Annotated in this window: 12 protein-coding genes and 2 pseudogenes; 7 read left to right on the plus strand and 7 right to left on the minus strand. The window is 65.8% G+C overall.

The genetic code is table 11. The annotated features are described in order from the left end of the window. Positions 1–183, plus strand: a pseudogene (locus tag NKF06_RS17645) (hydantoinase B/oxoprolinase family protein); the annotation flags it as partial. Positions 184–370: 187 nt separating this feature from the next. Next, complete coding sequence (locus NKF06_RS17650; protein WP_253246155.1) at positions 371–580, plus strand: hypothetical protein; 210 nt, start codon at positions 371–373, stop codon at positions 578–580. A gap of 301 nt (positions 581–881) precedes the next feature. On the opposite strand, the gene NKF06_RS17655 is transcribed toward NKF06_RS17650, so the two are convergent. After that, positions 882–2132: a M24 family metallopeptidase gene (locus tag NKF06_RS17655; protein ID WP_253246159.1), complete on the minus strand. Its 1251-nt coding sequence runs from the start codon at positions 2130–2132 to the stop codon at positions 882–884. A gap of 124 nt (positions 2133–2256) precedes the next feature. Between NKF06_RS17655 and NKF06_RS17660 the strand changes: the two genes are divergently transcribed. The 4 genes from NKF06_RS17660 to NKF06_RS17675 all read left to right on the plus strand — a co-directional run bounded on the left by NKF06_RS17660 (position 2257) and on the right by NKF06_RS17675 (position 4301). Next, a complete protein-coding gene (locus NKF06_RS17660) occupies positions 2257–2982 on the plus strand; it encodes an EthD family reductase (protein ID WP_256477590.1) in 726 nt (241 codons plus the stop codon). 3 nt (positions 2983–2985) lie between these two features. Then, positions 2986–3576 carry an HD domain-containing protein gene (locus NKF06_RS17665; RefSeq protein ID WP_253246156.1) on the plus strand — a complete coding sequence of 197 codons (591 nt, stop codon included), beginning with the start codon at positions 2986–2988 and terminating at the stop codon, positions 3574–3576. A 65-nt stretch (positions 3577–3641) separates the two neighbouring features. Next, complete coding sequence (locus tag NKF06_RS17670) at positions 3642–4013, plus strand: cupin domain-containing protein (RefSeq protein ID WP_058826232.1); 372 nt, start codon at positions 3642–3644, stop codon at positions 4011–4013. Between the two features lie 78 nt (positions 4014–4091). Continuing rightward, the gene (locus NKF06_RS17675) at positions 4092–4301 is read left to right on the plus strand and encodes a hypothetical protein (RefSeq protein WP_058826233.1); all 210 of its coding nucleotides are present in this window, start codon (positions 4092–4094) and stop codon (positions 4299–4301) included. A gap of 54 nt (positions 4302–4355) precedes the next feature. Here the strand turns inward: NKF06_RS17675 and NKF06_RS17680 are convergent, their stop codons facing one another. The 3 genes from NKF06_RS17680 to NKF06_RS17690 form a co-directional block, all read right to left on the minus strand. After that, complete coding sequence (locus tag NKF06_RS17680; RefSeq protein WP_082677650.1) at positions 4356–5300, minus strand: NAD(P)-dependent oxidoreductase; 945 nt, start codon at positions 5298–5300, stop codon at positions 4356–4358. Positions 5301–5407: 107 nt separating this feature from the next. Then, complete coding sequence (locus NKF06_RS17685) at positions 5408–7102, minus strand: thiamine pyrophosphate-binding protein (RefSeq protein ID WP_253246157.1); 1695 nt, start codon at positions 7100–7102, stop codon at positions 5408–5410. A 4-nt stretch (positions 7103–7106) separates the two neighbouring features. Then, a complete protein-coding gene (locus NKF06_RS17690) occupies positions 7107–7409 on the minus strand; it encodes an EthD family reductase (RefSeq protein WP_253246161.1) in 303 nt (100 codons plus the stop codon). Between the two features lie 161 nt (positions 7410–7570). Here NKF06_RS17690 and NKF06_RS17695 point away from each other — a divergent pair, with 161 nt between their 5' ends. Next, positions 7571–8338, plus strand: coding sequence for an IclR family transcriptional regulator (locus tag NKF06_RS17695; RefSeq protein ID WP_058826237.1), 768 nt, complete (start codon positions 7571–7573; stop codon positions 8336–8338). A gap of 612 nt (positions 8339–8950) precedes the next feature. On the opposite strand, the gene NKF06_RS17700 is transcribed toward NKF06_RS17695, so the two are convergent. The 3 genes and pseudogenes from NKF06_RS17700 to NKF06_RS17710 form a co-directional block, all read right to left on the minus strand. Then, positions 8951–9847 (minus strand): enoyl-CoA hydratase-related protein, encoded by an 897-nt coding sequence (locus NKF06_RS17700; protein ID WP_253246158.1) that lies wholly within the window; start codon positions 9845–9847, stop codon positions 8951–8953. Further along, positions 9844–10728, minus strand: coding sequence for a 3-hydroxyacyl-CoA dehydrogenase family protein (locus tag NKF06_RS17705; RefSeq protein WP_058826238.1), 885 nt, complete (start codon positions 10726–10728; stop codon positions 9844–9846). The genes NKF06_RS17700 and NKF06_RS17705 overlap by 4 nt, the downstream gene beginning before the upstream one ends. Positions 10729–10812: 84 nt before the next feature. Then, a pseudogene (locus NKF06_RS17710) lies at positions 10813–10968 on the minus strand (ACP synthase); the annotation flags it as partial.

Raw genomic sequence — 10968 nt, forward strand, 5'->3', positions numbered from 1 at the left:
GAGGACGGGGCGACGGGACAGAACCTCGTCGACGGCGAGGCGGTTCCGTCGAAGACGACCCGCGACGTGCCCGCCGGCACGACCGTCACGGTTCGGACGCCGGGCGGCGGCGGCCACGGCGACCCCGACGACCGCGATGACGACGCGGCCCGTCGGGACCACGAGGACGGCAAGACGGAGTAGCAAACGAAGGTGGCTGTGGCGGTCTCTGACCGCCTTTACACGCGAGAATTAGTTATTCTGGCACTGTTGACGCCTGCAGTCGCTGAGTGTTTGTCGAGTCCATGCTGAATAGAGCGCGCAGCATCCAGAGGACGAGATGAAAAGTGAAAAGGACAATTTCTAAACACGTACTCTCCTCTTTTTCAGTATGCCCTCCGAAATGGCCGAAAAACTCCAGTCAATCCGTACCCAGACAGACCTCCAGACGTTGATTCATGCCCTCGCACTGATTGTACTTGCTGATATTGGATACTTCGTTTCCGATGGTAACGAACACTTCTTCCTGTTTGCCACCGTTGGAATTGTTGGTGGTATCATCGCCGTTAGTGCCGCCATCTCCGTCATACGCCGATTCTGATTCCGTCCAACTGTCGTTTGCAATGCTACGCGGACGCGTCCGTCGGGTTGGATTGACGTCCGTTGGTGATGCTGAACGTATCCTCGCTGTGTCACCCGTATTCTGTTAGATTCTGGTGTGGTCAACAGAGCCAGATAATATTATAAACAACTGACTGGTCTGGTGTTTAATGTTGCGGAAACGCTGATTTTGGAGTGCTTTGGGGTACTATCTGAATATAATACGAGCGGGTGAGGGGAACTAGAAAACAAATCCCACAATTTGTAAAATTTGTAGAAATCTCACGAACTCATATCAGCGTTCAGTACTCGATAGCCGTTATCTCCTCGACCGGCCACTGGCTGAGCAGTTCGACGCCGTCGTCGCGGACGACGACCATCTCCTCGACGCGGACGCCCTGTCTCCCCGCAGGCTCTTGGGTCTCGACGGCCATCGTCATTCCCGCCTCGATTTCGATGGGGTGGTCCGGCGAGAGGCCGCGCCAGATGAGCGGTACCTCGTACAGTTGAAGGCCGAGGCCGTGGGCCCAGTGATTGGTCGTCAACTGCCAGTGTTCGTCCGCGCCGTACCACTCGGCGTGTTCGCCCACCATGTCCGGGAACGCCGCCGCGATCTCGTCGGTGGTCTTCCCCGGCTCGATTTCGTCGAGGACAGCGTAGAGGTTGTCGCGAGCCGTCTCGTAGGCGTCGCGCTGTTCCTCGGTCGGTTCGCCCATCGAGAAGGTCCGGTAGTAACACGACCGGTAGCCGAGGTAGCCGACGTTGTAGAAGTCGGCGTAGACGAGGTCGCCGGGGCGAATCAGTCGGTCCGTGGTGTTCGCCTGATGCTTCGGCCACGTGTTCGGTCCCGACGTGAGGTACCCGCCCTGCGCCATCGCGCCGTGTCGCCAGAGTTCGCGGACGGCGTCGCCCCACACCTCCGACTCCCGCGCGCCCGGTTTCGCGTTCTCGACGATGGCCTGAAAGCCCGCCTCGCAGATGGCCGCGACCTGCCGCAGACACTCGATTTCGTCTTCGGTCTTGGTCTTTCGGGCGTCCTCCATCACCGCCGCGCACTCGGCCGGCCGGGCGTCGATGCCCTTCGATTCGAAGGCGTCGAGCAACCCCGCGTGGCCGGTGTCGATACCCATCGCCTCGTTCGCGAGGCCGTACTCGTCGAGGGCGTCGACGACGGTCTGGGCCATCTTGTCGAGGAGGAACGAGCGGGCCGAGTCGCGGCCGGAAGCCCGCGGGACGTTCCCCAGTCCGGGACAGGCGTAGCGAACGTCGGTCAGCCACGGGCAGTTGTACCGCTGGTTGCTCGCGTGGTCGGCGGTGTCCCAGTGGACGACCGTGCCGTCTTCCAGAAGCAGCGAGTAGTGGTCCGCGCCCGACCCGCCGGTCATCGCCAACCCGGTCACGTACCGGATGTTCGGGTCGTCGATGAGGAGCATACTCCCGAGGCCCGCCTCGCGCATCCGCGAGAGGGCGCGGTCCTTCCGCACCTCGCGCATCCGCTTTACGTCGATGCGCTGTTCCCAGTCGACGGCCATCGTCCCGCGGGTCCCGCTCATGAACCCCCGCTCGTGGAAAGGCATACGTCCACCACTCGTGACTATCACATTAATTTGTTGTAGACGAGCGTTGGGAACATACCTCATGATTTATTGTCTCATACGTGGATCGGCAGGTGTACGCATGTACAAGCACGTAGCCCTGCTTGTCCGCAAGGCGGGGATGAGTCACGACGAGTTCGTCACGTACTGGCAGGACAACCACACGCCCATCGCCCGCGACATCGAAGGCGTCGTCCGCTACCAGACGGTCCTCCCCATCGACGCTGAGGCCTCCGAGTTCGACGGTCTCGCGGAACTCTACTTCGACGACCTCGGCGTCCTCCACGACGCGCTCGGCAGCGAGGGCTCGCGCGACTACGACCCGGCGAAGGGGACGGCGAGAGAAGCGAGGGCCGACGTGGACAACTTCCTCGACGTCGAGCGACGCCCTCGAATCATCGGCGAGGAGGTCGTCGAGAAAGACGAGACCGGCGGCGACACGACGGGATTCTACAAGCACTCGGCGTTTCTCGTTCGCAAAGACGGCATGAGCCACGACGAGTTCCTCGACCACTGGGCGAACACCCACGTCCCCCTCGCACGCGAGATTCCCGGCGTGGTCCGGTACGCCCGCGTCGTCCCGACCGATCCCGAACGCGCCGAGTTCGACGGCGTTGCAGAACTCTACTTCGAGAGCCTCGATGCGCTCCGGGCGGGCCTCGGTCACGAATCCTCGCGCGACTACGACCCCGACCACCCGAAGGCGAAAGCGCCCCGCGAAGATGTGGATAACTTCCTCTCCATCGACGACCGCCCGCGGTTCGTCGGCCGCGAGACGGTCCAGAAAGACGTGACGGGGGACCGCTGAGCGATGTCGCGCGACTACCGCGCGCAGGTCGAGGCCGCCTTCCCCGAACTCGCCGACATCGAGGACGACGGCCTCCGCGACCGGGTCAGAGAGGCGTGGTGTCTCGGTCTCGCCCGCGGCGGCTGGCGCGACATCGAAGACATCCCCTACGCGTGGAACATCCACGAGGTGACGAACGTCGAGCACGTCCGCGGCGTGACCCGTATCGCCGTCGGCGCCGCCGAGGAACAGCGGGACTTCCACGGCGCGGACCCGGAGTTCGACGTGGTTCGCGCGGCCTGTCTCCTCCACGACGTGGGCAAGTGCTACGAGTACGTCGACTTCGTGGACAACGACGCGCTCGACGACCCCGACCCCGAGTACGCCAGCGGGGAGATTCCGCACTCGCTTTCGGGCTACGCCCTCGCCCACGAGGTCGGCTGCCCGCTCGCGGTCCAGCGCGCTATTCCCCACTTCATCGGCGAGATTCCGACCCGGACGCTCGAAGCCGAACTCGTCAAGAGCGCGAACTCGGCGTCCTCGAACGCCATCACGCAGGCCGCGATGGGAATCAGCCTACAGGAGTGGGTCGAACGGTACTCCCAGACCCAGTAGTCCGACGCGAACCGCCGCGACACTCGTCAGCATACCTATTACCCCGCGCTTCGTAGCTCGCGCCGATGTACGAGCGCGTCAACCTCGCCGACCTCGAACCGCACGACGTGGAGAACGCCGACGCCCGGGTCAAGGCCGTCGGCTACGAGCTTCGCCCGCGGAAGATGCGCCCGTCGGTCTGGTCGTTCGACGCGGGCGGGTCGGGACCGATGCACTACCAGCGCGAACAAGAAGAGCTGTATCACGTCCTCTCCGGCGCGTTCGAACTCGTCTTCGCCGGCGACGACGGCGAGGAGACCGACGCCCTCGACCTCGAACCGGGCGACTTCGTGGTCGTCTCGCCCGACGAGGTTCGGCAACTGCGCTGCGTCGAGGCGGGCGAGGTGTTCGTCGTCGGCGCGCCGAACGCGAAGGACGACGGCGTCGTCGTGGAGTGAGCGGGCGGCTCGCCCTCCGCACTCGTCGGAAACGCGACGAGTGCCGTGTTATAAGGGCGCTCGCGACAATTCGGTGGTATGGTCATTCCCGGTTACGACCCGGACGACCTCGACGACAGACTCGAGGAACTGCTCACAGAACGCGACCTCGCGGAGTATCTCACGCCCGACGAGCGCGAGCGCTACGACTCGGGCGAGAGCCTCGTCGACCTGCTGTCGCCCGACGATATCCGCGACCTGCTTGACGGTCCCGAGACCGAGGGTGCCGACGACGCTCGGCGGCCGTGACCGGCTCCGCGGCGGCGTTTCGGCCGGTCGGACCTTGGCCCGTCGGGTCTCGGTTCAGACCGGCTCCAGTCCGTTTTCCTTCCGAAGCACGTTAAGGTAGTCGCGGAACCCGGATTCGAGGTCGTACTCCGGGTCGTAGCCGAGGTCGGCTTGCGCCTTGGTCATGTCGAGTTCCTGGGTCCACGGGAGTTCACCCTCGTCGGAGACCGTGAGGTCGGCGTCCGGGAGGAGGCGCTTCACGGTCTCCGCGGCCTCCCGAACCGTCGCCAACTCCCCGCGGACGTTGTAGACGCGTTGGGTGAGGGCGTCTTCGGGCGCGAACGTCGCCTTGCGGAACGCCTGCGCGATGTCGCGGACGTGTTGCCAGTCGATAACCTGGTCGCCGTAGTCGACGCTGAAGGGCTCGCCGAGCGCCGGTTTTTCGACGATGTTCGCGAGGAACGCGGACCCGCCGGTCTTGCGGTACGGGCCGTAGGCGACCGTCGGCCGGAGCGCGACGTGCGAGACGCCGAAGTCCTCGTAGTACACTCGGGCCTGATGCTCGTTGTACTCCTTGGTCGCCCCGTAGAGCGTGTCGGGGTAGACGAGGTCGGACTCGGTCACAAAGTCGTCACCGTAGTTCGCGGGCGGGGCGTACACCGCCGCCGACGACGCCCACGCGACGCGCTCGACCTGCTCGGGGAGGGCGCGCGCGGCCTCGAAGACGTTGTTCGTCCCCTGGACGTTCACGTCGAGCGCGGCCCGCGGGTTCTCCCGCGCCGTCGTCGTCAGGAGCGCCGCGAGGTGGACGATGTGCGTCGCGCCGGTCTCTCGCACCGCGCGGAACACGTCGGTCGGGTCGGTCACGTCGCCACGGCGTATCGTCACGTCGTCCGCGACGCCGAGTCTGTCGAGGATGCGCGGGTCGGTCGAGCGGTCGTAGGCGACCACGTCGTGGCCGGTCGCGACGAGGTCCGACGCGACGTACGAGCCGATGAACCCGGTCCCACCCGTAACCATCACGGTCGATGATGACATGCTATCGTAGCTCTACCTGCGCGCGAGAAAAGTGTTTCCCGGGGAGCGGACCCCGAGAGGGTCGTCGACGGCCGACTCGTCACCGCGTGCTACTCGTGAAGTCCGCCGACCGACGCGTAGAACGACGACTGGAGCGTCGCGGCCATGTCCTGACTGCGGTCGATGCGGGCGTCGATGACCGTCGGGAGGCTGTGCGTCTTCGCATCGGCGAGCGCGTCGCCGAGTTCCCCCGGCGTCTCGACACGGACGCCCGTCGCGCCGAACGCCTCAGCGACCCGCGCGAAGTCCGTGTCGTGGAACTCGACGCCCGCGATGTCGTCGGGCGCGTGCTGCATCTGTCTGACCATCCCGAGGCTGGTGTCGTTGAGGACGACGAACGTCGGCGCGACACCGTGTTCGACCGCCGTCTCGACGCTCGTCATCGTCATGGCGAAGCCGCCGTCGCCCGCGACGCCGACGACGTGCTTGTCGGTTGCCAGCGCGGCCGACACCGCGGCGGGCGTCGCCCAACCCATGCCGCCGACGCCGCCGGAACCGTAGTACGTCTGCACGGCGGGCACCTGCAGGTAGTTGAGCAACCAAAAGCGGTTGTTGCCGGAGTCGGCGGTGACGATGGTGTCCTCGTCGACGACGCGCTCGATTTCCTTGACGGCCCGCTGGGGGAGGATTGGCGCGGCGTCCGACTCGCATTCGGGCGCGTGGAACGACTCGCGGGCCTCCCGCGCTCGGTCCTCGGCCCAGTCGTTGCCAGTGCCGGCGGCGGCCGCGAGTTCGCGCAGCGATTCGGACGCGTCGCCGATGAGTCCCACGTCGGCGGGGTAGACCCAGCCGGCGTTCCGCGGGTCGATATCGGCGTGGATAATCGTCTGCTCGTCGGGGCGGATGAAGTCGGGGGCCTGCCAGTTGGTGTCCATCGGGTTCATGCGACAGCCGACGACGAGGAGCGCGTCGGCCTCGCTGACGAGTCGGTTCGCGCCCTCGTGACCGAACGAGCCGATGACGCCGCCGGCGAGGCGGTGCGTCTCGGGGAACGTCGATTTCCCGAGGTAGGAGGTGACGACCGCGGCTTCGTAGGCCTCGGCGACCGCCGCCAGTTCGTCGTACGCGCCCGACGCGTGGACGCCGTTGCCCGAGACGATGACCGGTCGCTCGGCCGCGTCAAGCGCTTCGGCAGCGGCGGCGACGTCGCGCGCCGTCGGCGCGGCGGTCCACGTTCTGGTCTGCGTCTCGTCGTCCCAGACCGGTGGCACGGACTCGTCGGGGAACGCCTCGGTGACGGCGTCGCCGTCGAGGACGACCGCCGTCGGACCGGGCCGGCCGGCGACGGCGTGTTTGAATGCGAGTTGCAGGCTCCGGACCGTCTCGGTCGGGGTCCGCGGGAACCAGTGTTCCTTCGTCACGGCGTCGAGAATCTTCGGGAGTTCGAGGCCGCCGTAGTCGCCGCGGGACTGCTGGTAGGGCGCGAGCGTCGAGTAGTTCCCGCGCTCGGAGGCCTCGGTGATGACGACCATCGGCGACGAGGCAAGGCGCGCTTCCATCTGTCCGATGAGGCCGAGGCTTCCTATCCACGGCCCCTGCCCGGCGAGAACACCCGGTTCACCAGTCAACCGACCGTGCATCTCGGCCATGACGCTCGCCTCGCGCTCGTCGCGGGGGCGCACGAGGTCGATGTCCGACTCGGGCAGCAGGTCGAACAGTTCGATGACGCGGCCACCGGGGTAGCCGAAGATTCGCTCGACGCCGAGCCGTTCGAGGCTCTCGACGAGTCGTTCGCTCGTGTTCATGGATTTAGGACCTGTCGAGGTGGACCGTCTCCTCGACGTAGAGCGTCGGCCCCCGTTCCATGTCGGCGAACGACGCTGCGTCGGCGTTCACGCGCTGGCCGACCTCGGAGTCGAACGCCGCCTTCAGGGCGGCCATGTCCTCGAAGTAGAGTTCGACGATACCGTCGTACTCGGACCGCTCGGGGTCGGTCGGGACGCTCGTCGCGTACTTCACGAGCCCCGGAAGCTCCCTCGCGAGGTCCGCGTGGCTCCCCCGCCACCGCTCGACGAACTCCTCGTGCGTGTAGTCGTCGTCCCGGACGAGCATATTTACCAATTTAATCATACACGTCTGCTATCCAATCGGACGCTACTTTGCTCTATCGCCGACTCGCGGTTCGAGCGGCCGTTAGAGGCGTTCGAACGAGTGGAACTACCGTTCGAACTGTTCGAACAAGATTTATCACGAACGAACACCGAAGATAGGTGATGACAGACGACGAACAGCGCCGACCGGTGACGACGGCCGCCACGTCGCTCGGTATCCTCGAACAGCTCAAATCAGGGGGCCCGATGGGGCCGACGGGGCTCGCCTCGGAGCTCGGGTTGGCCAAGAGCACGGTCCACCGGCATCTGAAGACGCTCGAACGCGAGGGGTTCGTCGTCCCCGGCGACGACGGCTACCGGGTCGGCCTTCGGCTCCTCGACTTCGGCATCTACGCGCGCAACCAGCACCAGCTGTACGAGGTGGCCAAGCCGAAACTGGACGAACTCGCCGAGCAGACCGGCGAGAAAGTGTGGTGTGTCACGGAAGAACAGGGCCGTGGGTTCCACCTCTACGGCGCGGCCGGCGCGCACTCGGTGCGGACGCCGGCCCGGGAGGGGACGCGCTCGTACCTCCATCAGCTCGCCGCCGGCAAGGCCATCCTGTCGGCGTTCTCGGACGAGCGCGTCCGCCACATCGTCGACCGACACGGCCTCCCGGCGAAGACGCCGCAGACGATAACCGACTCGGACGCGCTCTTCGAGGAACTGGCGACGATTCGCGAGCGCGGGTTCGCGCTCAATCGCGAGGAAATCGTCCCGAAACTCCACGCCGTCGGCGTCGCCGTCACCGACAACGAGGGCCACCCCGTCGGGGCGATAAGCATCTCGGGACCCTCGAACCGGCTTCGAGGTGACCGACTGACCGGCGACCTCGCCGACCTCCTCCTCGGCGCGGCCAATGAGGTCGAAATCAACCTCAACTTCTCTTGACCCGGTGTCTCGTCCCGCCGGTGCACCGAGTATGCGGAACGTTCGTTCGAATCATTCGAACTTACTCAGCGGACGCTCTCTCGTACGAAGTCCGAGACTCGCGCTTTCGAGGTGCTGAGACGACGATTCAATTCCGGTGATTTTTGTTCGAACTACTCGAACATATTGTGTTATATGCTTATTATATTATTGTAGATTGACGCGATGGGAACGCGAGTAATTACAAAATTAAACCTGTCACGGACTGTGGCGTGGGAGACGAACCATCCGTCTGCTGTCCGGTGGACCGGACACGTCGTCGTTGGGCCTCGTTTTCCCGAAACCATCGTTTATCCGTAATTCGAGACTCGGTGTTCGGTTCGTGCTTGAGACGGCCTCGATAGCGACTGCCGATACGACGGCGTAACTCGATTACTGACTCGCGTTCGAAAGGACGGAACGCTCGGTCCACCACCGCTGCGCCCCCAATTTGGCCTCGATCGCGGGCGGGTCGCTCCCGAAGACGTGTTCGCGTCGTGAAACTAGCGCTCGTGCCTGCGCTGCGAGTTCTCGCCCGACGATCGCGGCGGTTCCGAAGCCGTTCGAGCAGTTCGAACGGCACGGCCGAGGGGTCTATCGCTCGCGCTCGTGCCATTCGGGTTCGCGGTCCTCGAAGAACGCGTCGATACCCTCGTTCTTGTCTGGCGAGCCGAACAGTTGGGCGAACAGTTCCGCCTCGTACTCGATGCCCTGTTCGAGGTCCGTCCGCGACGCGGCCTTGACGGCCTTCTTGGCGAACTCCAGGGCCACGGGGCTCTTCGTCGCCATCTGCTCGGCGAGTTCGTACACCCGGTCGTCGAAGGTATCATCGCCGTGGACCTCCTCTACGAGGCCGATGTCCGCGGCCTCCTCGGCGGAGATGAGCTCGCCCGTCAGGATGAGCCGCATGGCGTGTCCCTCGCCGACGAGACGCGCGAGTCGCTGGGTGCCGCCCCCGCCGGGCATGATGCCGAGGTTGATTTCGGGTTGGCCGAGTTTCGCCCGCTCGTGGGCGATGCGCACGTCGCAGGCCTGCATCAGTTCGCAGCCGCCGCCGAGAGCGTGGCCGTTCACGCGGGCGATGACCGGCTGTCGGAGGTCGTCGACGCGCTCGTACACTCGCGGTCGCTTGCTCGCCTCGCGCTGTTCGAGCATATCGCGCTCGCGGAGCTCCGTTACGTCCGCGCCGGCGACGAACGCCTTCGCCTCGTCGGAGCCGGTGAGGACGACGACGCGGGCGCTGCTCTCTTCGATGGCGTCGAGGACGCGCTTGAGTTCTGCCCGGAGCGTCGCGTTGAGCGCGTTCCGCGCGTCGGGGCGGTTCAGCGTCACGGTGACGACGCCTTCGACACGGTCACCGACGACGGCGTCGACCGTCTGGCACTCGGCGTCGACCGACTCGATGGTCGGCGTTCCGCCGTCGGCTCGGGGGCCGCCCACCTCTCGGTCGTCGGTGTTCGGGCTGTCGGCGCTCGGGTCGTCACCGCTCATCGGTCCATCACGTCCTCGCTCGCGCCGACGATTTCGCCGTCTTCCCAGACGTAGAAGCCCTCGCCGGTCTTCTTGCCGAGCTTGCCGGCGCGGACCTTTCGCTTGAGAATCTGCGGCGGGCGGAAGCGCTCGCCGAGTTCCTCGCGCAGGTACTCGAGGATGTCGAGTCGAACGTCGAGGCCGACCACGTCGCCGAGTTCGACGGGTCCCATCGGGTGGTTGTAGCCGAGTTCCATCGCGGTGTCGATGTCCGCGGGCGACGCGACGCCCTCCTGCACCATGCGCATGGCCTCGACGCCGAGGGCGACGCCGAGCCGCGAGGAGGCGAAGCCGGGCGAGTCACCGACCTCGACGGCCGTCTTATCGATGCCCTCGACGAACTCTGTGGCGAACACCAGCGTCGACTCGCTGGTCTGTTCCGCGACGACGACTTCCACGAGACCCATGATGTGGACCGGGTTGAAGAAGTGGAGACCGAGGCCGCGCTCGGGACGTTCGAGGGCGCTCAGTATCTCGGTCACGGAGAGCGACGACGTGTTCGACGCGATGACGGCGTCATCGTCGACGAGGGATTCGACCTCCGCGACCGTCTCGCGCTTGAGTTCCATGTCCTCGGGAACCGCCTCGACGACGAGGTCGGCGTCGGCGACCGCCGCCTCCAGCGAGGTCGTCCCCGAGAGCCGGTCGAGCGTCGCCGCCATCTCGTCGGGCGTCACCTTGTCGCGGTCGACGCCGCCCCGGAGGTTCGACTCGATGGCGTCCAGTCCGTCTTCGACGTACGCCGCTTCGATGTCACGCATCGTCACCTCGTGACCGGCCATCGCGGCCACCTGCGCGATGCCGTGGCCCATGGTTCCCGCACCGAGTACACTCACTTGCATCACCGAAAGGGGTTCGGGAACCATCATAATCGTTTGCCCTCGTTAGGACCGGGCCGACCCCGACAACTCCGGCGGTGTCCTAACCTACCGTCGTGCCGCGATCGGGACGACCTTGAACCCGTATCTGACGACGCCCTCCTGCTCGTAGATGCGGCGCGGGACGGCCCCGACGCGGTCGCCGATTGCGGGCGTTCCGGCGGGCGAGTGGACGACCTGCGCGGGCGCGCTCACGGCTCGGCC

Origin of the sequence: Haloferax sp. AB510, assembly GCF_024136985.1 — an archaeon.
GTDB lineage: Archaea > Halobacteriota > Halobacteria > Halobacteriales > Haloferacaceae > Haloferax.

What these genes read in the sequence shown, in the direction of transcription:
- NKF06_RS17650 (WP_253246155.1), top strand. Translation starts at nt 371, where the DNA reads ATGCCCTCCGAAATGGCCGAAAAACTCCAGTCAATCCGTACCCAGACA.
- NKF06_RS17660 (WP_256477590.1), top strand. Translation starts at nt 2,257, where the DNA reads ATGTACAAGCACGTAGCCCTGCTTGTCCGCAAGGCGGGGATGAGTCAC.
- NKF06_RS17675 (WP_058826233.1), top strand. Translation starts at nt 4,092, where the DNA reads ATGGTCATTCCCGGTTACGACCCGGACGACCTCGACGACAGACTCGAG.
- NKF06_RS17695 (WP_058826237.1), top strand. Translation starts at nt 7,571, where the DNA reads ATGACAGACGACGAACAGCGCCGACCGGTGACGACGGCCGCCACGTCG.
- NKF06_RS17700 (WP_253246158.1), bottom strand. Translation starts at nt 9,847, where the DNA reads ATGAGCGGTGACGACCCGAGCGCCGACAGCCCGAACACCGACGACCGA.
- NKF06_RS17685 (WP_253246157.1), bottom strand. Translation starts at nt 7,102, where the DNA reads ATGAACACGAGCGAACGACTCGTCGAGAGCCTCGAACGGCTCGGCGTC.
- NKF06_RS17680 (WP_082677650.1), bottom strand. Translation starts at nt 5,300, where the DNA reads ATGGTTACGGGTGGGACCGGGTTCATCGGCTCGTACGTCGCGTCGGAC.
- NKF06_RS17655 (WP_253246159.1), bottom strand. Translation starts at nt 2,132, where the DNA reads ATGAGCGGGACCCGCGGGACGATGGCCGTCGACTGGGAACAGCGCATC.
- NKF06_RS17690 (WP_253246161.1), bottom strand. Translation starts at nt 7,409, where the DNA reads ATGCTCGTCCGGGACGACGACTACACGCACGAGGAGTTCGTCGAGCGG.
- NKF06_RS17705 (WP_058826238.1), bottom strand. Translation starts at nt 10,728, where the DNA reads ATGCAAGTGAGTGTACTCGGTGCGGGAACCATGGGCCACGGCATCGCG.
- NKF06_RS17665 (WP_253246156.1), top strand. Translation starts at nt 2,986, where the DNA reads ATGTCGCGCGACTACCGCGCGCAGGTCGAGGCCGCCTTCCCCGAACTC.
- NKF06_RS17670 (WP_058826232.1), top strand. Translation starts at nt 3,642, where the DNA reads ATGTACGAGCGCGTCAACCTCGCCGACCTCGAACCGCACGACGTGGAG.